The 21,206-nt window shown below is 57.1% G+C and carries 18 protein-coding genes, 1 pseudogene and 1 riboswitch; of the genes and pseudogenes, 4 read left to right on the top strand and 15 right to left on the bottom strand.

The window, feature by feature from the left end:
• The 10 genes and pseudogenes from IPI80_RS14165 to IPI80_RS14120 form a co-directional block, all read right to left on the bottom strand.
• Positions 1-382 (bottom strand): type IV pilin protein (locus IPI80_RS14165; protein ID WP_413861150.1); only part of this gene is annotated, 382 nt, incomplete at its 3' end.
• 148 nt (positions 383-530) lie between these two features.
• Positions 531-2,567: a pilus assembly protein gene (locus tag IPI80_RS14160; protein WP_413861148.1), complete on the bottom strand. Its 2,037-nt coding sequence runs from the start codon at positions 2,565-2,567 to the stop codon at positions 531-533.
• A complete protein-coding gene (locus tag IPI80_RS14155; protein WP_413861146.1) occupies positions 2,551-3,762 on the bottom strand; it encodes a hypothetical protein in 1,212 nt (403 codons plus the stop codon). The genes IPI80_RS14160 and IPI80_RS14155 overlap by 17 nt, the downstream gene beginning before the upstream one ends.
• A 17-nt stretch (positions 3,763-3,779) precedes the next feature.
• The gene (locus tag IPI80_RS14150) at positions 3,780-4,370 is read right to left on the bottom strand and encodes a PilX N-terminal domain-containing pilus assembly protein (RefSeq protein WP_413861144.1); all 591 of its coding nucleotides are present in this window, start codon (positions 4,368-4,370) and stop codon (positions 3,780-3,782) included.
• A gap of 24 nt (positions 4,371-4,394) precedes the next feature.
• Complete coding sequence (locus IPI80_RS14145; RefSeq protein ID WP_413861168.1) at positions 4,395-5,279, bottom strand: PilW family protein; 885 nt, start codon at positions 5,277-5,279, stop codon at positions 4,395-4,397.
• 60 nt (positions 5,280-5,339) lie between these two features.
• Positions 5,340-5,441: pseudogene (locus IPI80_RS14140) on the bottom strand (PilW family protein); the annotation flags it as partial.
• Positions 5,438-6,613: a type IV pilus modification protein PilV gene (gene pilV / locus IPI80_RS14135; protein ID WP_413861142.1), complete on the bottom strand. Its 1,176-nt coding sequence runs from the start codon at positions 6,611-6,613 to the stop codon at positions 5,438-5,440. The gene pilV and the pseudogene IPI80_RS14140, both read right to left, overlap by 4 nt.
• 65 nt (positions 6,614-6,678) lie before the next feature.
• Entirely contained in the window at positions 6,679-7,128 is a 450-nt protein-coding gene (gene nrdR / locus IPI80_RS14130; RefSeq protein WP_413861140.1) for a transcriptional regulator NrdR, read from the bottom strand.
• 4 nt (positions 7,129-7,132) lie between these two features.
• A complete protein-coding gene (glyA, locus tag IPI80_RS14125; protein WP_413861138.1) occupies positions 7,133-8,377 on the bottom strand; it encodes a serine hydroxymethyltransferase in 1,245 nt (414 codons plus the stop codon).
• 57 nt (positions 8,378-8,434) lie between these two features.
• Positions 8,435-8,566, bottom strand: a riboswitch (ZMP/ZTP riboswitch).
• Between the two features lie 18 nt (positions 8,567-8,584).
• Positions 8,585-9,394 (bottom strand): lytic transglycosylase domain-containing protein, encoded by an 810-nt coding sequence (locus tag IPI80_RS14120; RefSeq protein ID WP_413861136.1) that lies wholly within the window; start codon positions 9,392-9,394, stop codon positions 8,585-8,587.
• Positions 9,395-10,275: 881 nt separating this feature from the next.
• Between IPI80_RS14120 and IPI80_RS14115 the strand changes: the two genes are divergently transcribed.
• Together IPI80_RS14115 and IPI80_RS14110 are read left to right on the top strand one after the other, a co-directional pair.
• Positions 10,276-13,080 (top strand): DUF349 domain-containing protein, encoded by a 2,805-nt coding sequence (locus tag IPI80_RS14115; protein ID WP_413861134.1) that lies wholly within the window; start codon positions 10,276-10,278, stop codon positions 13,078-13,080.
• Between the two features lie 76 nt (positions 13,081-13,156).
• Positions 13,157-14,776: an HD domain-containing phosphohydrolase gene (locus IPI80_RS14110; RefSeq protein WP_413861132.1), complete on the top strand. Its 1,620-nt coding sequence runs from the start codon at positions 13,157-13,159 to the stop codon at positions 14,774-14,776.
• Here the strand turns inward: IPI80_RS14110 and IPI80_RS14105 are convergent.
• From IPI80_RS14105 to IPI80_RS14085, 5 genes are read right to left on the bottom strand one after another with little or no spacing between them, the layout of a single operon-like run.
• Entirely contained in the window at positions 14,773-15,570 is a 798-nt protein-coding gene (locus tag IPI80_RS14105) for a UDP-2,3-diacylglucosamine diphosphatase (RefSeq protein WP_413861130.1), read from the bottom strand. The genes IPI80_RS14110 and IPI80_RS14105 overlap by 4 nt on opposite strands.
• A 16-nt stretch (positions 15,571-15,586) precedes the next feature.
• Entirely contained in the window at positions 15,587-16,093 is a 507-nt protein-coding gene (locus IPI80_RS14100) for a peptidylprolyl isomerase (RefSeq protein ID WP_413861128.1), read from the bottom strand.
• A 3-nt stretch (positions 16,094-16,096) separates the two neighbouring features.
• Positions 16,097-16,681: a peptidylprolyl isomerase gene (locus IPI80_RS14095; RefSeq protein WP_413861126.1), complete on the bottom strand. Its 585-nt coding sequence runs from the start codon at positions 16,679-16,681 to the stop codon at positions 16,097-16,099.
• A complete protein-coding gene (locus IPI80_RS14090) occupies positions 16,681-17,925 on the bottom strand; it encodes a L,D-transpeptidase family protein (RefSeq protein WP_413861124.1) in 1,245 nt (414 codons plus the stop codon). The genes IPI80_RS14095 and IPI80_RS14090 overlap by 1 nt, the downstream gene beginning before the upstream one ends.
• Before the next feature lie 15 nt (positions 17,926-17,940).
• Complete coding sequence (locus IPI80_RS14085; RefSeq protein WP_413861122.1) at positions 17,941-18,954, bottom strand: tetratricopeptide repeat protein; 1,014 nt, start codon at positions 18,952-18,954, stop codon at positions 17,941-17,943.
• 185 nt (positions 18,955-19,139) lie between these two features.
• Here IPI80_RS14085 and cysS point away from each other — a divergent pair, with 185 nt between their 5' ends.
• A complete protein-coding gene (cysS, locus tag IPI80_RS14080) occupies positions 19,140-20,534 on the top strand; it encodes a cysteine--tRNA ligase (protein WP_413861120.1) in 1,395 nt (464 codons plus the stop codon).
• Entirely contained in the window at positions 20,534-21,187 is a 654-nt protein-coding gene (locus IPI80_RS14075) for a DNA-3-methyladenine glycosylase family protein (RefSeq protein ID WP_413861118.1), read from the top strand. Before cysS ends, IPI80_RS14075 begins: the two co-directional genes overlap by 1 nt.
• The last annotated feature ends 19 nt before the right edge of the window (positions 21,188-21,206 follow it).

The following is a 21,206-nucleotide window of genomic DNA, read 5'->3' as shown; positions in this document are numbered from 1 at the left end:
CACCAACGACTGGAACCATTTGAATCACATACGAAGTAGCAGTCAATGTACCGGCCGGAATGGCAAGGTCATAAAGCTTGGTACCGTCTGATGGTGATACGGTAAGGCTGGCTGGAACCTGCGTCAGTGTTCCATTGCCTGCGCGGTCCAGGTTATACGCATCGTTGGCTGCATAGAAGCGTTGCATGAATTGCGCCACCTGTACCAGTTGCGTTCGGGCATCGGCTCGTCGGGATCGGGCTATATAGCTGGAGTAAGACGGCAGTGCTATAGACGCCAGTAGTCCGACGATAGCGACCGTAATCATCACCTCAATCAGCGTAAAACCCGCCGAGCCCTTGGGCCCGTGCCTGGTGGTTGTGTGTGGTTTTCGGTTGTCCATATATACAGAGCCCGTTATTGATTTGACCTAGCCAAGTTACCGATGGCGGCTTAACGCATAAAGAGTTGGCGCCACTCGCGTTTTTTGATAGTTGTTGCGCCTGGGTACGGAGTTGGCGGGCAAGCCGGCATACCAATATCACCACACTTCAACTCAACTTTGACACACTTGGTATCTGCCGATTCGATGCAGATCGTTGTTTTGCTGCTGGTACTGTCAATTTCAATGGGTGTAGGAACTCCGTCAATCTTATCCCGGTAGCCGGAAACAACCATGTCGCCATCATCGATCCGACCATCATTGTTGGTATCGAATGTGGGTTTGGTCGACCCAGATCCGGTGGCCCCATCGATGATGTAAGCCCAGCCTGAACCGCTTCCAGACTGCACACAGAGTCTGCAGCAGCCGAACTGACGGGCGAGATCGTGCTGACCAACACCTTGGTGCTGCCGATCCTTTCAGCAAGTCGTTCGATTGGGTAAACGACCCGCTGACCACTGTTGGGCAAGTCCATGTACCAGCCACGCTGATAGCCGCCACCTGCTCCCACACCAGCCAGACCATCACCCCAATTCACTGCATTGGTCGATACCGTGTACCACTCTGTCCCACCAATCATCACGGCTCCTATGGTTTGCTGTTGCAACAACGATGTATTGTTCAAGGTTGCGCCAACGGGTGCAGATGTGGCGCCGTCAAACGGTTGCTTGTCCCATACACCATAGAGCCGTTGGGTGATGAATGTCGTAGCAGGCGCAATGGGTGCCGTATCGGTTTGCTCGTAAAACTTGCCCGTGCCAAAGTTAACCACATAGCCACCATTGGGGTGGGGTACGATGGCTGGTGTGGCTGTGACCGGCTGTGATGCACCGGTTTTGAGGTTAACAACAAAAAGGCTCGCGTAACCTGATGTGCTACCCACACCGTTACCAAATATCCCCACCCAGTCGTCATTGGTGCCACCGGTTGCTTCAACCTTGCCGGACTGAACGTTATAGAGCACATAGCCAAGGCTCGCAAAACTTGGGGTACTGCTATTAACTTCCCACAGCACCTTGCTGGCATTCATAGTTGTAGGTGTGGTTACATCCAATGCATAGACTGCCTTGGCACCAGCGCCGGTAGTACCCAGCAATACATTTTTCCACGCACCATCTAGAAACGCATCGGTCTCGATATTTGGGCCATCTACATAGTATTGGTGCGTGTAAGGAGATTCCGACAGTTTGTAGAGGTTGGGCACAACTGCTTTGGGAACATAGGCGAAATACTCAGTACCAGCATTGTTGCCAAACGCGTGCAACATTCCATCGTTGGCGCCAACAAACAAGACACCTTCGGTCCGTGCAAGTTTATCTGCAACAAAAGATCGGTAATCGGTATGGGTAGCTGCGGTGCCATAAGAACCCACCAGCTTTTCGTAGCTGAGATCCACGTTACCAAATATGTATGCGGGGCTGGAGTTGATAATGTCCCCAAGCTTGGCGGTTCGGCTGCGATATATGCCACCGGCCTTGCGCAATTCTTTGGTTGAATCACCCAAAATGTAGTCTACCAAATCGGCGCTCAAGCCTGTGTTACCCGCTGTAAAGGGCACTGCGGATGTGCCATTCCAGGTAAACACTTTGCTTTTGCGAGTGGCCACCGGATCAATCAGGCTGATAGGGTCCAGGGTTGTGGTGTTTACGCCTTTCTCTACTTGCCAAAATACGTTGCTGGGTACCTTGTCGTTACCAGTGGCCCCATCCAGTTCAATGGCAGACAATCTTCCCGTCCAGGCGCCGGGAATGTATTCGGGCTTGAACTTGCGGGTGCCGTCCTGCAGGAAGGTGGCGGATACTGCAACGCCAGATAGAGTCTCTGGCAAACCCGCAATACTTTCGAACATGCGCAACAATCCACTGGTGAGTTCATTGCTGTTTCTGGCGTTCAGCATTTCACCACGGCCGTTGATGGTGGCGTGCCACATGTCGTCAATGGTGCTGGGTTTGTTGTTGACAGGCGTCGGCCAAGATATGGCCCCTGTATTCAGAGATGCCCGAGTAGCCGCGTTTTGCTGCAGGGTTCCGTCAATGCCCAACGTCACTGCGTAGAACGACATGTTTTGCCAAGTGGACGGGTTTTGCACGCTGGCCGTGTTGATGGTTGGAACCCGGTTGGCCAGACCATCAGTGCCGGTACGCAAATCGCCCCCAGTAATACATAGCAATATCTGCCATGGTATTCTTGTCGACACCGCGATAGGGTGCAGAGGGGGTGTAGACAAATGGCAGTCCAACCGCCGGCAAAATGCTAAATCCAGTGTTGTCTGCATTACCTGCCGTGGTTGGCACAGCACCGTTGGAGTAACCGTCAGTTACCAGCATGGAGAACGAACGCCTGCAACTGGCATGGTCCTTACTTGCCTCATTCTTGCCCGGCCCTGTTGCTGTAACCGTGCTGATGCCTGTCGAGCCTGCATTGGGAAGGGTTGCCCAAGGACCATCGCTGTCCGTGCGTTCAAAGTATTTACCAACATTGTTGATGGCGGTCAAGTTGGGCGTGCTCGTGGTGAAGGTTTGTGCTTCCATCCAATCAAAGAACTTGCCCTTGGTTCCGGTCGCGGGTTCCACTGTTGGTGCGACTACCGTCGGGTCGCCATACAAGCTAACACCACGTGACAAATTGCCGCTATCCAGCCCGCCAATCGTTCCATAGCCCAGTCGAATGGCACCAGGCTTTAAAGTCGCAAAAGCAGCCAAGATGCCAGTGACAGCCATTGAGCCGCGGGTGTCATACCAATCAACCCAATTTTTATGGTTCTGACGCTCTTCCGTGCGGGTGCAGTAGGTTGTATTCGCGCAGTCGTCACGGGCAACGAATTTCGGAAACTTGGTAGACGAAACGGCTGAACTGGTATTCACAGGGTAGGTGATGCCTGTTCCGCCACTAACGACTTCAGCGGTGGTCGGTGTATAGGGGTCGTAGTAGTCCGACGCCTTGTCAAGTTGAGTTTTCGTGTAAGCGCCGGTCGTTTTTCGGAAGTAGGTCTTCCAATTGGATGTTGAAGTAGAGGTAGCTTTCGGATTACCCAAGTAATCAACCCGCGGCAGGTAGCGTGTCTTGGGGTTGTAATAAATCATGTTGACATCAGGCGAATACTTTGCGTAGGTATCGTCGTCTGGTCCAGTCATGCCCATCCCGCTTCCATCAATGTCACCATACTGGTAGATATAGGACGCATTCATCGAGCCAGAGGTATCAAGAACCAGTGCCAAATTGGGTGGCACCGTGTTGGGCCGGTTGAGCAAAGGCTCTTGCGAAATGGCCGCAAGGGTGGTGTGGGCTGCTGCGGCCAGACTCAAGGTCAACAACACATTTTTCGGTTTGAAATGGAACATGGTGGTACCTCTAGACGCTATTGAAGTTCAAGGTGGGATTGCAGCCAAACCTCGCTGCCCATAGGGCGCGTGCGGCTGGCATCGGCGGCGGCTACCTCGGGGCCAAACCCGCGGGCAGTGATGACGTAAGAAGCTGTGTTATTCACGGTGGAGGTGCCCGCCTTAATGATGGGAATATTCTCGATCATGCATTCTGGCGGGCGCTTGTAGGTGCCGTTGCCACCAACCAATGCATTGGGAAGGACCAGAACATTGGCAGACACACTGTCCCAGGTTGAGGTGTTTTGCCAATTGGGTGGTGTGGCCGCTGGCAATATATCGGCAGCGGTAATTGTGGTGGCATAGCTGGGCGTTGCTCCACCAGCGACTGAGTTGATTTCGACAACGGATGATTCACAATGCCGTAGAGCGATATCTGCGGCCTGGGTCGCGAGTTCGGTGGTGCGCACATTGCCCGCCAGAGCTTCGGTGGAAGCGGCATTGCGCATGCTGGTGACAGCCAAGATGGAAACCACAATCAACATAATCATGGCAATGATTAGCACCACGCCCTTTTGCGTGTGTGGGGGCCGGGTGAGCGGGCGCTTGTTTGAAAAACGATATTCCATAATGGGTCAATTGTTCAAAGAGGTTTAGAGGCGTCGATTTCGCAGAACAACCGTGGTGGTATAGGCTCTGCGCAGTCGCAGGTCGGGTGGGTTGTCGACCAAGTTGCCAGCGCAATCTGTGTACTGAGCCGACGCGGCATTGGGCGCGACCGGATTCTCACTGCGTACCAGTACGCAGATACGAACAGTAGCCACCTTGGCCCAACGCTCAGCATCATTGGCGAGCAGAGCCATGCTGGTCTCTGTCAGGACTTCTGTCGCATGCAGATAGCCCGCAACGGTTGCAGTTGTAGCTGTTGAGGCGGTGCTAACCGTACCATAGCGGAGTTGCAGAGTTTCAATATTTTCTACCATGGGCATTTGTACGCTGGCACCGCCATTGCCTTTGCAATACAAGGATGGCGTGACCACATTCGCTACCGATGCAGTGCCAATGTAATACCGATTGTCCGCCACGGTGTAGGTGACATCGGCCGAACTGGCCGTGCCGGCAACGATTGTGGAGACGGTGGCTGTGACAACCGGCAACTTGTTGCCCAGACAGTCAGTTGGCAAACTACTGGTGCCACCAGTGGGGATGGTGTTAAACCGGTCTGCTTCATAGCTAACGGCAATAGAGTCTGGCACCGTGTTGGTGCCACCTGCAACACAGGTCAATGCGTCTATGCCGGTTGTGGTGGTGTTGGTTGAGTTGATGTTGGTAAAAGTGCCATCACAGCCACGCATAGAGAGTTGGCTGGTGGTATTGGTCCCCGCGAGCGTTAAAGACGTAGTCCCATAGACCGGGTTGCGCAGACTGGATAGTGCTGGATTTGCATTGCCCACACGGTTAGGCTGATCAGGGTTGTTGCCGGCCATTCGTATCTGTTGCGCCAGAATGCCTAGCGCTGCTTGAGCATCTTCGTTCATGCGGCTTTGTGCATCGGACATCCTACTTGCACCGGCGGACCCCACATATGCTGATATGGCTGCAACCATGATGATCAGCCCAATGGCCAGGGATACCAGCAATTCAATCAGTGAAAAGCCGGCGCCATGCCGTGACCGCGGTGTATGTTGCTTGCGTGTCATACCTTAAATCTCAAATAGAGGCAGCGTGGGGCAGGGTCATAGTGGGCATCTGTCACTTCAGTGGGGCAGGTGTCGGAGTTGGCAGCGTTTAGCACCGCGCTGGTACTGGGTTCTTGCCAGATGATCCACAAATTACCAAAGGCATTGGTCGATGCACAATTGCCCCCGTCACAGTTCACCATCAGACCGCCAGCAGGTAATAAGGCGCGCGCTGCATTTTTGGCGGCGGCAGTGTCCATGGCAGCCAGTGTTGAAGCCGTGCAATTAGGAAAAACGCACTCGTCCAAATCGACTGGGTCAAAACTGCCGTTGTAGTTTGAAACCACGGTGTATGTGCCAGAAGTGAACTCGCCTGGATTGGCGCGGATGCGTTCAATATAGTCAGACGCAATATTTGTCGCGATCATCTTGTGCCCTGACAACTTGGGCAATTGCACCGAGTAAGACAACATGGCGCCTAAAGACAGTAAGCCGAACGACAAAATCAATATCGCCACCAACACTTCAATGAGCGTGGCGCCGTTTTGCTGCCGAAAATGACGAGTCTGATACTTCATAGCCCATTTGCTCCGCACGCTGTGTTTCCATCGCCCGCAACCCTTGCCCGCCCACCCAAGCTTACGCAGACGATCCGTTGAAGTTCGGCGGCATAGTCGCCGCCTCCAAATTGGATCGATGTTGCGGGAACCGAGGTTTTGCAGGCGCCCAGTGGCTGTGAACACCAGCTTGGTGGAAGAGGACACGCCACTTTCGAGAATAGAGTCCAGTGACGTAATGGGTGATTGAACACGAAGAATTGTGTCGTCGACGATGGGGTCTACGTTGTAATTGCGGTTGCTATTGCCGTTTTTGTCGTGAAAAACAATCCAACCGCTGACCCAGCCGTTGCCCCCTGGTCCAGTACCTGCGCCACATACTGCTGTGGCACCCTCTGGTGCGTCGCTTCTGCACATTACTACGCCACCACCGCGTCGCACGGCCTCACTACGTGCAAATCTGACGTCTGCCAGGAAGGAGTTGACGGCGCTGGTCATGTTGTTGGCCTGAATCTGCCGTTTGAACGATGGGGCCGCTATGGTGACAAGAATACCCAAGATGGCAATCACCAACAGAATTTCTATCAAAGTAAAGCCGTTTGATCTTCTCATGGGGTGAGCATGGCGCAAATCCATCGCAAACACCACGACCACATGACCAATGGTTGGGACGTACGGATAAACGGCGGGCGATGGATAGATTACCGCTGCACCTCATCCACCAGCGTCTTGAACTCATCAATGTCTTCAAAGCTGCGGTAAACACTGGCAAAGCGCACGTAGGCTACCTTGTCGAGCTTTTTTAGCTCGCGCATCACCAGCTCGCCAATGCGCGCAGAGGGTACCTCGCGCAGGCCCAGGTTCAGCAGTTTTTCTTCAATACGCTCCATCGCACCGTCGACCTGCTCGGTGCTAACCGGGCGCTTGCGCAATGCGAGCTTGAACGAAGCCAGCAGCTTGCTTCGGTCGTATTCGATACGCCGTCCATCCTTTTTGACGATGGACGGGTAATTGACATCGGGGCGCTCATAGGTAGTGAAGCGCTTTGTGCAAGAGGCGCACTGGCGGCGTCGACGAATGAAATCCCCGTCCTCTGAGATCCGCGTTTCCACCACCTGGGTTTCGGAGTGACTGCAGAACGGGCATTTCATGCGATCAGCCGTAAACCGGGAAGCGCGCTGTCAATGCATGCACCTTGGCGCGCACGGCGGCGATATTGGCTTCGTCACGCGGGTTGTCCAGCACGTCGGCAATCAGATGGGCCGTTGCACGGGCTTCCTCGTCCTTGAAACCGCGCGTGGTCATGGCCGGTGTGCCGATGCGCACGCCGCTGGTGACCATGGGTTTTTCGGGGTCGTTGGGGATGGCGTTCTTGTTGATGGTCATGTGGGCAGCGCCCAGCACGGCTTCGGCTTCTTTGCCGGTAATGCCCTTGGCGCGCAGGTCCACCAGCATGAGGTGGCTTTCGGTGCGGCCACTGACGATGCGCAAACCACGTTGCGTGAGCGTTTCGGCCACGATTTGGGCATTTTTGAGCACTTGCTGCTGGTAGGTCTTGAACTCTGGGCTCAGCGCTTCTTTGAATGCCACTGCCTTGGCGGCAATCACGTGCATCAGCGGGCCACCTTGCAAGCCGGGGAAGATGGCACTGTTGATGGCCTTCTCGTGCTGGGCCTTCATCAAAATAATGCCACCGCGTGGGCCGCGCAGGCTCTTGTGGGTGGTGGACGTGACGATATCGGCGTGGGGAACGGGGTTGGGATAGATGCCGGCGGCGATCAGGCCGGCGTAATGGGCCATATCCACCATAAAAATAGCACCCACATCTTTGGCTACTTTGGCAAAGCGCTCAAAGTCGATGGCCAGGGAATAGGCACTGGCACCGGCGATGATCAGTTTGGGCTTGGTTTCATGGGCTTTACGTTCCATGGCTTCGTAGTCAATCTCTTCCTTGGCATTCAGGCCGTAGGAGACGACATTGAACCATTTGCCACTGATGTTCAACGCCATGCCATGCGTTAGGTGGCCGCCTTCGGCCAGGCTCATGCCCATGATGGTGTCGCCAGGCTTCAAAAAGGCCAGAAATACGGCTTCGTTGGCGGATGCACCGCAGTGGGGTTGCACGTTGGCGGCTTCGGCGCCAAAAATTTGCTTGATGCGGTCAATGGCCAGTAGTTCGGCCACGTCGACATGCTCGCAGCCACCGTAGTAGCGCTTGCCAGGGTAGCCTTCAGCGTATTTATTGGTCAGCTGGCTGCCTTGGGCCGCCATGACTGCGGGGGAGGCGTAGTTTTCGCTGGCAATCAGCTCGATGTGGTGTTCTTGGCGGGCATTTTCAGCCAGGATGGCGGCCCACAGTTCGGGATCGGTCTGTTCGACGAGGATAGTGCGGTTGTACATGGCAGTCCTTTAAGACAATGAACCTTGGGTCATCTACGCAATGTGACGAAATGAAACAAGGGCTGCCCAGGCGAACGGCTGAACGCACGCACCTGCGTAGATGCTGCGGCACGCTTCCTAGTGGTGATCCCACGTCAGCGCCTCAAACCGCTCGGATTTGGGCGCCTATCGCCAGTTGCGTGCGGTGTCGAGTTTACCCGAACCGGCTTACGAGGCGACGTAGCTGGCTACGTTCTCTGGCGCTTCCACTGGTTTGATGGGGAGGCTCACAGGAACGATCTGGGGCGCGGTAAAGGGGGTGATTCGGCCACTGGATACCAGCTGCAGACGGTTGTGTTCGGCAATGACCTTGGCCGTATAGCCATTGTCGGTCTCCATATTGCCGGCACCCACGTAGAGCTTGAGCCCGCCTTCAACCGAACCGGCCCGATTGACGCAATCCCGCAGGACCTTGACGCCTACGCGCAGGTTGGCAATCGGGTCAAAGGCGGCCAGCTTGCCGCCAAAGCCTTCGTATTTGTCGCTGTGGATCTTGGTCATGACCTGCATCAGGCCCTGTGCACCCACGGAGCTTTGTGCGAATGGGTTGAAACCCGATTCGATGGCCATGACGGCCAGGATCAGCGTGGGGTCAAGTTTGGCACTTTTGCCGGTTTCAAACGCTTCAGCCACCAATGCGCTGATGGGTTCTGGCGCAACGCCGTACTTTTTGCTCAGCCAATAGGCCACTGCGGCTTGCTGCTTGGGCAGGCTTTGTGGGTTGGTGGCTGTGGCACGGTCAATGGCGTCGATGTTATTGGCCACAGCGATAACGAGTGGCTGGCGGGTTTGGAGCCAGCTCATCAACTGGACTTCTCCCGCCTGGCGGATTTCTGGCCTTGCGGTCAGGGTGATTACGGCAAACATCACGGCCAAGCCCAGAAGGGCAAAACCGTTGTGTGTGATTTCGAAGAAACCTTGGGCAATGTCGCTGGCAAATGTTGCCAAGCCCTTGGTAAATTTTTCGGTCGCTGTCATAGCTCTTCCTTCTTAGGCGCGGGGGCTTGCGTCATGCTCTGCGTGCAGAGCGGCGACGTCAGCCACCTCGTTTGGGTTGGTACGCTATCAATATCCTGCGGCGTCGATTCGACATGTGCAGCGATTTGAATATGCCGGGTTCGGCAGCGGGTACGGGTTATCCCTAGTTCAAAACTCGGGATGGGCGGATTCTAGGGGGCTTGGATATACCTAGTCAACAATATTAAATAGGTTTGTTATTCTAAATTTGGTCGTATGAAAACGACTTTTCTAGCGTTTATGCGGCTTCCCAGTGGTTTTCGTGGGTTGGAAAATCTCGCAATCGCGGCGCTCAGATCCATTGAAAACAGAATTTGCAAAGTTATCGGCCAATTGTTAGACTGAAGTTGCCTGTTGATTCAGGTTATGTTCCGGCAGTAGCCAGTCCGTACCGTGACGGTATTTGTGATGAAGCGGCCCCGGTAACTTACGGAGGCAATCTATTGCTTCTAGTGCAACGTGGACTTCAATCTCTGCGATGCCAACCCAGACGGCATGGACCTGTGGTCCGCCGTCGAGCCCGGAGTACGAACGCAGGTTTGGACTCCGGGCTTTTTTCGTTGGTTCTCCCAGAAAACCGCATATATCCAGGCAGTGCTCTATATATATGTAGTGTCGTGGTGCAGTTCCCGGGGGCGGCATTGAGGGAAGTCAACGCGATTGGGTCAATGTTTTTTGTTGAATGCTCATAATTTAATAGCGCATAACGTATATTTGACGAGGGCTATAGCCTGATTTTTGTTCAAACAATTGGCTGCTGACAAAAACCGGCGGGAAGCCGCCAAATCGCGGCGAAAATACGCAGTTGCAGATTTTCTTTTCCAACTACACCCGAGCCCACCGTGACGTCGACTTCTACCGCTAAAAACAACGATATTGCCCATTTGGATAGTCTGACCGGTGGTGCCTTTACAGCCCCCACTTCTGGCGAGCGCGCTGCGCGCGTGCGCGAGTGGCTGCAGAGCACTCCCGCGCCAGAGCAACTGGCAGATGTGTTCAAGGAACTCAGTGTCAAAGACAAGGGTGCCGCCAAACTGGTGCGCGAAAAGATCGACGAAGCCCGTCGTATCAAGAGCCAGGAAGCGCTGGCTGCCGATTGGGCCACCAAGGCACAGGCCTTGTTGGACACGGCCAAGCTCAATATTGCCGATGCCTTGGCGTGGCAACGTGATGCCGCCAAGGCCGGTGCGCCACTGAGCCGGGAGCCGCTGGCCGCACTCAAAACCCAATTGGCTGAGCGCGTGCGCGTAATTGAAGACCTGCAACGCAGGGTCCAGGTGCAACGCGAAGCCGCCGTGCTGCTGGCACAGCGCATTGAGGTGCTGTCCACCAAGTCCTGGCAAGACGCCCAGGCGGCGCTGGACGCCTTGCGCGTGGATGTGGGGCAATGGCAGGCGCAGGCCGCCGAATTGGCGGCCGACAGCAGTTGGGCCAGCGTGGATGTGAAATTTCCGCCCCTTTTGGAAGCATCCAAAGGCCAGTTGCTGGTCGTTTGGGATGCCTTTCAGGCAGCTCTGGGCCAAGCCGTGGCCGCGGCTCAGGATGCTTCGGCTCCTCTGCCGCCCGTTCTGGTTTGGGCGGATGAGCTGCGCGTGGCGCGTGGCGTTCCGATCGAGGCAGCGCCCAAGCAGGCCAAACCCAAGATTGACCCTGAGGTGCGCGCACAGGCCAGTGCCACAGTCAAAGAAGTTCTGGCCACGCTGGAGCTGGAAATTGCCGAAGGGCACGGCAAAGCCAGTGCCGGCGCCGCCAATGCTTTGCGCCATGCGCTGAAAGAAAATGGTCGCCTGATTGACGACAAGCTGGAAAACCAGGCCCATGCGGCTCTGGCAGCAGCCGGTGAGTTGGAAGGTTGGCAGCGCTGGCGTGCCGACCAGTTGCGTGAAGCATTGGTCGCCCAGGCGGAAGGCCTACTCAAGCGCCCCGAAGGCCAGGCCATCGGTGGGCGCAAGATGCAGGAGACCTTGCGCTCCCTGCGCGAGCAATGGAAGCAAACCGACCAGGGCGGCGCGCCCAACCATTCCATGTGGAAGCGCTTTGACGAAGCCTGCAACGATGCCCACAAGGTGGTCGAAGCCTGGCTGGACAAGGTGCGTGCCGAGTCTGCCGAACATAAAGCCCAGCGCCTGGCGCTGATTGAAGAAGTAAAGGCTTGGGCCGATGCCAACACCACTGCGCTGGATGACGACTGGAAAGGTTTCAACCGCATCCTGCACCAGTTTGGCGACCGTTGGCGCGAAGCAGGGCACCTGGGCGAAAAGGCTTTTGCCGAGATGCAACCGCTGTGGAAGGCGGCCATAGCCAAAGCGGCTGCGCCACTGGAGGCCCTGCAGGCCGAGAGCATGGCCCTGCGCCATGCCATGATTGAAGAGGCCAAGATGCTGGGCGCTGCCGCGGAATTGCGCATTGATGCCGTTAAAGCCTTGCAGCAACGCTGGCAGGCCGTGGCGCACCGCGTGCCCATGGACCGCCGCCAGGAGCAAAAGCTCTGGGATGCCTTCCGCAAACCCATTGACGATGCGTTCAACCGCAAAACTGCCGACCGTGAAAAGGCCGAGGCCGCTCTGGGTCTGCGTGACCGTGCAGTGCTGCAAGCTGCCAAGGCGCTGGATACCGCCAATGCCAGCGGAGACGCCCAAACCATCCGCGCTGCCATGGCTGCACTGGAAGCGGCTTTGCAAGGTCAGGCGCAGGCGCAGGCTGATGTGCAGACAGCTGGTTCCGAAGAAGGCCAGGCCAAGGCCGCTGCCCAAACCAGCGACTCCGCAGAGAATATGCCGCCAGCCCTCGTGGAATCTACGCAAGAAGCTACTGAAACAATAGCAACTGAAGCGATAGCAAGCACGGACTCGGAAACAACTGCAGATTCCGAAGCGACTGCAGATGCAGAAGCTATCGCACCCGCACCCGCAGAGCCAGTTGCCGCACCCAAGGCCCCGCCTAAACGGGTGGTGGCAGCTCGGGGCGACGACCGCCCCGGTACCCGCAAAGATACCTCCCCGGCAGCGGCAGGCCGCCCGGGCAAATGGGGTGAGCGCAGCGACAGCGCTCGTGGTCCGAGAGATTCCAAGCCTGGCCAGCGCCCCGGTGATCGTGGTCCGCGTCCTGAAGGGCGTGACGGTGGCCGTCCATCGAGCCGCTTTGGTGCCGAGAGTCGTCCCGAAGCACCGCGTCTGGGCGACGCAGCCTTCCGCGCGCAACGCGACGCACTGGAACATGCACAACATGCGCTCAAAAAACTGGCCATGCAAGCGCATGGTGAAGCCCTGACCCAATTGCTCACCGCCTGGGAAAAGCGCGATGCCAGCTTGGTCCCTGGTACGCAAGAACTGGGCAACCGCGCGGCACCTGCAGTGCGCGCTGCGTGGGTGCAAGCCCTGGGAGGGGAAGCCAAGGGAGCTGTTGCCGCCAAACCGGTCGATCCGCATGTAGCCTTGCTGCGTCTGGAAATGGCCGCTGAAGTGCCCACGCCAGCGGAAGACCTGGATGCGCGGCGCAACCTGCAATTGCAGTTGCTCACCAAACGGAACGATCCGCCGCCAGCGCAGACCTGGGGCCAGGACACGGCCTCGGTGCTTGCCGGCCCGTACAACGCCACGGCAGCACGTCGGGTGCAGAGCGTGCTCAAGGTACTGCTAAAAAAATAGCGGCACCCCGGCATACAGCTGTGAAAGAATGGCGCGTTCGCCCTGGCGAACGTGTTTTCTTTGACAAGGGGTATCCGTGGACTCAATCGAAGACTTGCTGCGACGGCTGGAGCAACTCAATACCATTGGCGCGGCGCTGTCCAAAGAGCGTGACATCACCCGCCTGCTGGAAAACATCCTGGTGGCGGCCAAGACCATCACCCATGCGGATGGTGGCACACTCTACCGTGTGACCGATGACCGGCAGGCACTGCGCTTTGAGATCATAAAAACCGATTCCCTCAAGATCGCCATGGGTGGGACATCGGGCAAATCCATCGACTTTCCCAATTTGCCCCTGCACGACGCCGAAGGGCGCCCCAACGATGCCATGGTGGCAGCCTACGCCGCCATCCACAACCAAACGGTCAACATCGCTGACGCCTATACCGAGCCAAACTTCGATTTTTCGGGAACACGACAGTTTGATGCGCGCACCGGTTACCGCTCCCAGTCGTTTCTGACGGTTCCTATGAAGGACCATGAGGGCGATGTGATTGGTGTGCTGCAGCTCCTTAACTGCACGCCCCCACCCGGTGGAGCGGTAGTAGCGTTCTCCAATGCTGACCAGAGCCTGGCCGAGTCATTGGCCTCACAGGCGGCCATCGCCATTACCAACCGCAATTTAATGTCACAGCTGGAAACGCTGTTTGAATCGTTCATCAGCCTGATTAACCTGGCCATAGACGAAAAATCGCACTACACCGGCGGCCATTGCCAGCGGGTGCCAGCGCTGACCATGATGCTGGCCGAGGCGGTCAATGCCCACAAGTCGGGGCCGTTGGCGGCATTTACCATGGATGACCGTGATCGCTACGAGCTCAAAATTGCGGGACTCTTGCATGACTGCGGCAAGGTCACCACGCCGGTGCATGTGGTGGACAAGGCTACCAAGCTGCAGACATTGTTTGACCGCATCGACCTGATAGACACCCGCTTTGAGGTGCTCAAGCGCGACCAGGAAATTTCCGCTCTGTACGCCCAACTGGCACTGCGCGAGCAACATGACGCAGCGGCAGAGGCGCAGCTGTGGACACAGGCGCGTGAAGCGATTGATGCCCTGGACGATGACCGCGAGTTCCTGCGCAAAGCCAACCACGGGGCCGAATCCATGCAGGTAGCCGATTTGCAGCGGGTGCGCGACATTGGTCGCCAGCACACCTGGCGCAACGTTGCTGGCGTTGAGGCAGAATTCCTGTCGGCCAATGAGATTGAGAACCTCACCATTCGCGCCGGCACCCTGACGGCGGCTGAGCGCGATGTCATCAATTACCACATCGTGGCTACCATCAAGATGCTCGAGCAGCTACCCTGGCCCAAGCATCTGAAAAATGTGCCCGAATACGCTGGTGGCCACCACGAACGCATGGATGGCAAGGGCTACCCTAAAGGCCTGACGCGCGACCAAATGTCGGTGCAGGCGCGGGTCATGGGCATTGCCGATATTTTTGAAGCCCTGACAGCGCGCGACCGCCCCTACAAGCAGGGTATGAAGCTGTCGCAGGCTATGGGCATCATGCACAAGTTCAAGATGAACGGGCACATTGACCCGGATTTGTTTGATATTTTTGTACAGGAGCGTGTTTACGAGCGCTATGCCAAGACATATTTGGACCCGTTGCAGATAGATGCGGTAGACCCGCAACTTTGGGTTTAGCCTTGGGCCTGCCCAACGGCCATGCTGGGTGGGATGCGCTCGACGGTATAACGCTCGCCGTCACCGGAGCCACTGAGGCGTAAGCGCAGCACATCGGCACGGGGTGGTTGGGCGCTCAGATCCCAATCACTCAACACGAGGCGTTCACGTTCGGTATCCAGATGGTGCGTTGCGGGGCGGTGGGTGTGGCCGTGAATCATGTGGCGCGCGCCTTGGGCCTGCAACAAGCTGTTGGCAGCGCTGACGTCTACATCGGCATACACCGTTGTACTGCGTTTGCGCGCCTCGCTTTGGGCGCGCAGCGAATGGGCGACGGCCGTGCGCTCAGCTAGCGGTTTACTCATAAAGTCTTGTTGCCATTGCGCACTGCGCACCAGGGTGCGAAACCGCAGGTAGTCGGTATCACTCAGGCACAGCGCGTCGCCATGGGTTAGCAGCCAGCGCTCACCGGCAAATGACAGCAGGGTAGGGTCGTCCAGCAGGGTGCAGTTACAAGCCGCAGCCAACGCAGGGCCCATCAGAAAGTCGCGGTTGCCGTGCAGGATGTATAAATCAAGGCGGTTGGCAGTGCTGCTCAGGGTGTTGGCGCACTGTGCTTCAAAGCTGCCGCTTTGCGCCAGTGTGTCATCACCCACCCAGACTTCAAACAAATCACCGAGGATGAAGACGGCATCAGCCACCGTACCACGCAGATAGCGTTGCCAAGCCAGAACGGTGGCTGATTCGGACGCCTGCAGGTGCAGGTCCGAAATGAAGTCAATGCATTGCCAGCGGGATGGCGCGTGAAGTTCCATCCCGCACGAACCTTGCTTAGAGGGCGACGGCTTTTTCAATCACGACGTCTTCCTTGGGCACGTCATCATGAAAGCCGGTGCGGCCGGTCTTGACGGCCTTGATCTTGTCCACCACGTCAGCGCCGGAAATTACCTTGCCAAACACGGTATAGCCCCAGCCCTGTGCGCTGGGCGCAGTGTGGTTCAAAAAGCCGTTGTCGGCCACGTTGATGAAGAACTGGGCTGTAGCAGAGTGGGGGTCGCCGGTGCGGGCCATCGCCACCGTGTAGTTGGCGTTTTTGAGGCCGTTGTTGGCTTCATTCTGGATGGGGGCATCGCAGGTCTTCTGTTTCATGCCGGGCTCCATGCCGCCGCCCTGGACCATGAAGCCGGGAATCACGCGGTGGAAGATGGTGTTGTTGTAGTGGCCCTTGTTCACGTAGGACAGGAAGTTGGCCACCGATTGGGGCGCTTTGTCCTGATCCAGTTCCAGGGTGATGACACCGTAGTTCGTGACGTGGAGTTCGACTTGTGGATTGCTCATGATTTATTTCACCAAAGTGGCGGAGTTGATAACGACAGGGGTTTGCGGTGCATCCGTGGGAAAGGGCCCTCCGGGGCCAGTGGGTACGTTTCGGATTTTTTGAATCGTGTCCATGCCGGAGACCACGCGACCAAACACTGCATAGCCGTCCGCATTGCCGCGGGCGTTGAGTGCGAGATTGTCCTTGACGTTGATGAAGAACTGTGAGGTGGCCGAGTTGGGGTCCATGGTGCGGGCCATGGCAATGGTGCCAGCATCATTCTTGAGGCCGTTGTTGGCTTCCAGCACGATGGGCGGGCGCATGATCTTCTCATCGAATTTGGTGGTGTAGCCGCCTCCCTGGACCATGAAGTTGGGAATCACCCGGTGGAAGATGGTGCCGTCGTAATGTTTTGACTTGACGTATTGCAGAAAATTTTCCACGGTCTTGGGGGCCTTGTCGGGATAGACCTCCACCACAAAGTCGCCCATGCTGGTCTGGAACTTTACCTTGGGCGCTGCATCGGCCATTGCCGCTGCGGGCAGCAGAGCCATTGCCAGACCAGTCACCACGGCACGGCGGCTCCATGTGTTCCTCTGTTTCATCATCAAATCACTCCTTCAAAAAATATCTTCCACTGATTCTCCTGGCGAATCCAGTATTGACGCTTGTTCAAGCCCATGCGTGTGCCATTAGCCACTTCACCAAAGGTCACGACCATGGTGTCGTTGGTATCGGTCCAGTGCAGGTAGGACAAATCCTTGAGCTGAATGGTGCGGCCCTGGGTCTGGTCCAACTCGGTCTTGAGCGTTGGCGTCCATTGCGCCAGGTTTTTGCCGTTGCTGTTGAAGTCAGGCGTGTAATAGGCAAGCAATTGTTGCAGATTACCTGCAGTCTTGGCGTTGCGCCAACCCAGCAGCGCGTCTTCAAACGGCTTGCTCGCCGCGCGTGTGCTTTGCGGTGCCACCCACTGAAGTTGCGTCGCGATCACCACGGGGGTGGAGCGAACTTCCACCGTGCGGATGATGTGTTGCAGGTCCGGGTTGGCTAGCACCACGCAGCCATCGGTGGCCTGCGGTGCACGCGAGAATTGGTTGGGTGGGGTGCCGTGCAACCAGATGCCGCTGCCCGTTTTGCCACGCTTGGCATCCAGAATGTTGGGGTAGCTGATGGGCAGCGCACCCGATCCGTAAAAGTCTTTGAGCGACTTCGGGTCCAGGTTGCTGGTGATGTAGTACACACCCAAGGGTGTTCGCTGGTCACCCTCGGCAGCCTTGGCAGTGCCCGCCTTGCCGACCGAGATATAGTAGTCCGCCACCAAGTTCAGTCCGCTGGGGGTGTTCTCAAACAGGTACAGCCGCGATCGAGACGCATCCACCGCAATCGCATGGCGGGTTTTTTGCGAAAGAGCAAGGAACTGCGATGGCACTGTGCCGTGCACAGGGCGTTCACGCAGGGCACGTACCCGTTGTCGTGACTCTTCACGCAACTCGGCGAGCGCTGCGCCAGCGTTGCGCGCAACCGTGTCTGACACGTCGCCAAAGGCTTTGATCGGCCGTGTTTTGGCAGCCAGCAGGTCGCCGAGCACCAGTTGCGCCAGTTGGAAGTGAGGGTAGTCCGCCACCAGTGCGTCGGCCTTGATCAGTGCTTCGCGGTTGTGAGCCTGCGCTATCAGTTTGTATACCTCGATCAGTCGGGCTTCCGCCACACCGTCGGTGTCTTTGACGACGGCAACTTCCTTGCGCACCGGCGGCTTGGACTTGCCATGCCGTTTGGGATGCACTGCATAGGCGGAACCGCCGCTGCTGACCACCAGGGCCAACAGCAGCGTCTTGAGAATCAACCTGACCATGTCAACCGTCAAGCATCAGGTGCCGGTGGATTCTTTGACAATTTGCCAGCGGTCGCCATTTTTGACCAAGTCCAGTGTCTTACGGCTGGAAACGGATAGGTCGTTGGCTTTGTATTCCTGCTTGAATTTGGCAACCGCCATATTGCCTGAAACGGTTACGGTCAGGTGTTCCAGCCTCACGCTGATCTTGGATTTATTGATGATGCGCTGGCGGCGCTCTTCTTCCCAAGCACTGCGGCTCATGCCAGACGGTGTGGCAAAGTCTTTGCTGTATGAGGCCAGATAGGCTTTCATGTCGCGGGACGACCAGGCCTTGGCCCAGGCATTCACAGCAGCCTCCGCATCCCGGGATGCGTTATCGCTAGGGGCCGCACTAGGCGCAGCAGGGGTTGGCATCGAAGGATTCTTGGCAACGACGGCTGCAGGAGCAGTGGCCGCCGGTGTAGCCGGAACTGGTGTGGCGGGTGCAACCGCAGAGGTCGCGGTAGGGCGCTGGCCCTTGGCGCCCGTCAGGCTGAAGAGTTCGCGGATAAGGGCAAGTTTGGGCGCTACTGCGGGATTGGTTGCGTCCAACTGCAGTGCTTTGTTGTAGGCCTGGCTGGCCAGCTTGGCGTAGACGTCGCCCAAATTCTCATGGGCGGTTGCATAGCTGGGATTGGTACGAATAGCCATTTCCAGTGCTGTGCGGGCCTTGTCGTATTGGCTCTGACCGGCATACATAACCGCCAGGTTGTTGTAGGGCTCTGGTAGCTCTGGAAAGTCTTCAGTCAGATGGGTAAAGGTGGCGATCGCATCGTTCGTCTTGCCGGAGTCACGCTGAATGACCCCTTTGAGAAATCGCATCTGTGGATCGCGTGGTTTACCGGCAAGGTAGAGGTCTGCCTTGGTCAGTGCATCCGCCAATTTGCCGGTCCGCACCAGTTGGGACACATCTGCATAGTCGTCTGCATGCGCCAGACCCACCGCAAGGGCAGCGGCAAGGGTCAGCAATCGCAGGGATCCAAGTACGGGTAGGCGGGAGTACGTCATAAAGCTTTCAGATTCTCAGGCGTTAAATGACCCCTCTGGCACGGGGCTTTATACTGCGTTGAATTGTAGCTGAGGGGTGGAGCCGCCCTTTGGTGAAGGCCACGAACTTACCCCTTACGACACTCGGACGAATGAAAGCCCTTGCCAGGATGCAAAATGCCTGGGCGGGTGGCATTGAAATACCCATGAGTTTGCGCATATACAACACGCTGTCGCGTGCGCTGGAACCGTTTACCCCCATTGAGCCCGGCCACGTGCGCATGTATGTGTGCGGCATGACCATTTACGACCTGTGCCACATTGGTCACGCGCGCATGATGATGGCGTTTGACATTGTCCAGCGGTGGCTCAAGGCCAGCGGATTGAAGGTGACTTATGTGCGCAACATCACCGACATTGATGACAAGATCATCAAGCGCGCGGTGGAGCGCCGCATTACCATCCGCGCCCTGACTGACGAGATGATTACCGCGATGCACCTGGACATTGGTGCACTGGCAATTGAATCGCCTAGCCTGGAGCCACGCGCCACCGAGTACGTGCCCGAGATGCTCGCCATCATCAAGACCTTGGAGCAAAAAGGCTTGGCCTACCAAGCCAGCAATGGAGATGTGAACTTTGCGGTGCGCAAGTTTCCGGGTTACGGCAAGTTGTCGGGCAAGTCGCTGGACGAACTGCGCGCCGGCGAGCGCGTGGCTGTGCAAGATGGCAAGGAAGACCCCCTGGACTTCGTGTTGTGGAAATCCGCCAAAGACAGCGAACCCGAAGATGCCAAGTGGGACGCGCAGGCGCTGGGCTACAGCTTTGGCAAGGGCCGCCCGGGCTGGCACATCGAGTGCTCTGCGATGAGCTGCAAGACCCTGGGCGAAACATTTGATATCCACGGTGGTGGTGCCGACCTGCAGTTTCCCCACCATGAGAATGAAATTGCCCAGAGTGAAGGTGCCAATGGCAAGCCGCTTGCCAAATTCTGGGTGCACAACGGTTTTGTGCGGGTGGATAACGAGAAGATGTCCAAATCGCTGGGCAATTTCTTCACCATCCGCGACGTGCTGAAACAGTACGATGCCGAGACGGTGCGGTTTTTCCTGATCCGCACCCACTACCGCAGTGCCCTGAACTACAGCGACGCGCACCTGGACGACGCGCGCACCGCGCTCAAGCGCCTGTACACGGCGCTGGATCTGGTCCCGGCTCAGGTGTTGGATGCAATTGACTGGACCGAGCCCTTTGCCGCCCGCTTCAAGGCGGCCATGGATGAGGACTTTGGTACGCCTGAAGCGGTAGCTGTGCTGTTTGACCTGGCTAGCGAGATCAACCGCACCCAATCCAAGGCGTTGGCTGGGTTGTTGCGCGCGTTGGGCGCTTGCGTGGGGTTGTTACAGGCCGACCCCAAGGTGTTTTTGCAGGCTGGTGCGGTGTTGGATGAAACGGCCATTCTGGATCGCATTGCCCAGCGCGCAGCAGCCAAGGCTCAGCGCGACTTTGCACTGGCGGACACCATTCGCAAAGACTTGCTGGCGCAGGGCATTGTGCTCAAAGATTCAGCGTCCGGCACCACTTGGGAAGTCGTGAAGTAATGGTGCCTCCCAAGCCAGCTGCGGTCGCGCAGCGTATTCCCGATTTTTGGGCGGATGCCTGCAAGCATCTGGTCAAGAAGGACCGGGTGATGAAGCGCCTGATCCCGCAGTTTGGCGATGCTTGCCTGGAGACTCGGGGTGATGCCTTTGTCACCCTGGCCCGTAGCGTCGTGGGGCAGCAGATTTCCGTCAAGGCCGCGCAAACGGTGTGGGACCGCTTTGCTGCACTGTTGCCGCGCAAGATCACAGCGGCCAACGTGCTCAAGCTCAAGGTCGACGACATGCGCGCCGCGGGCTTAAGTACGCGCAAGGTCGAATACCTGGTCGATCTGGCGCTGCACTTTGACAACGGGGCCTTGCACGTCAAGTCATGGGATGCCATGAGCGACGATGAGATCGTGGCCGAGCTGGTAGCCATCCGCGGTATTGGTCGCTGGACGGCTGAGATGTTTTTGATTTTTCACCTCATGCGGCCCAACGTGTTGCCGCTGGACGATGTGGGCCTGATCAACGGCATCAGCCACAATTATTTTTCAGGTGATGTGGTGAGCCGCAGCGACGCGCGCGAGGTGGCCGCTGCTTGGGAGCCGTATTGCACCGTTGCAACTTGGTATATTTGGCGATCGCTGGATCCCGTACCGGTGGAATATTGATCCTGCCGGCACGCAAAAG

It is taken from the genome of Candidatus Aalborgicola defluviihabitans (assembly GCF_016705985.1).
GTDB lineage: Bacteria > Pseudomonadota > Gammaproteobacteria > Burkholderiales > Burkholderiaceae_C > Allorhodoferax > Allorhodoferax defluviihabitans.
This window is presented reverse-complemented; position numbering and strand designations above follow the sequence as displayed.

Bases quoted from the DNA above. Each gene is read 5' to 3' on its own strand.
- IPI80_RS14155 (WP_413861146.1), bottom strand. From the start codon at position 3,762: ATGTTCCATTTCAAACCGAAAAATGTGTTGTTGACCTTGAGTCTGGCC.
- IPI80_RS14150 (WP_413861144.1), bottom strand. From the start codon at position 4,370: ATGGAATATCGTTTTTCAAACAAGCGCCCGCTCACCCGGCCCCCACAC.
- IPI80_RS14145 (WP_413861168.1), bottom strand. From the start codon at position 5,279: ATGAACGAAGATGCTCAAGCAGCGCTAGGCATTCTGGCGCAACAGATA.
- pilV (WP_413861142.1), bottom strand. From the start codon at position 6,613: ATGGATTTGCGCCATGCTCACCCCATGAGAAGATCAAACGGCTTTACT.
- nrdR (WP_413861140.1), bottom strand. From the start codon at position 7,128: ATGAAATGCCCGTTCTGCAGTCACTCCGAAACCCAGGTGGTGGAAACG.
- glyA (WP_413861138.1), bottom strand. From the start codon at position 8,377: ATGTACAACCGCACTATCCTCGTCGAACAGACCGATCCCGAACTGTGG.
- IPI80_RS14120 (WP_413861136.1), bottom strand. From the start codon at position 9,394: ATGACAGCGACCGAAAAATTTACCAAGGGCTTGGCAACATTTGCCAGC.
- IPI80_RS14105 (WP_413861130.1), bottom strand. From the start codon at position 15,570: ATGGAACTTCACGCGCCATCCCGCTGGCAATGCATTGACTTCATTTCG.
- IPI80_RS14100 (WP_413861128.1), bottom strand. From the start codon at position 16,093: ATGAGCAATCCACAAGTCGAACTCCACGTCACGAACTACGGTGTCATC.
- IPI80_RS14095 (WP_413861126.1), bottom strand. From the start codon at position 16,681: ATGATGAAACAGAGGAACACATGGAGCCGCCGTGCCGTGGTGACTGGT.
- IPI80_RS14090 (WP_413861124.1), bottom strand. From the start codon at position 17,925: ATGGTCAGGTTGATTCTCAAGACGCTGCTGTTGGCCCTGGTGGTCAGC.
- IPI80_RS14085 (WP_413861122.1), bottom strand. From the start codon at position 18,954: ATGACGTACTCCCGCCTACCCGTACTTGGATCCCTGCGATTGCTGACC.
- cysS (WP_413861120.1), top strand. From the start codon at position 19,140: ATGAGTTTGCGCATATACAACACGCTGTCGCGTGCGCTGGAACCGTTT.
- IPI80_RS14075 (WP_413861118.1), top strand. From the start codon at position 20,534: ATGGTGCCTCCCAAGCCAGCTGCGGTCGCGCAGCGTATTCCCGATTTT.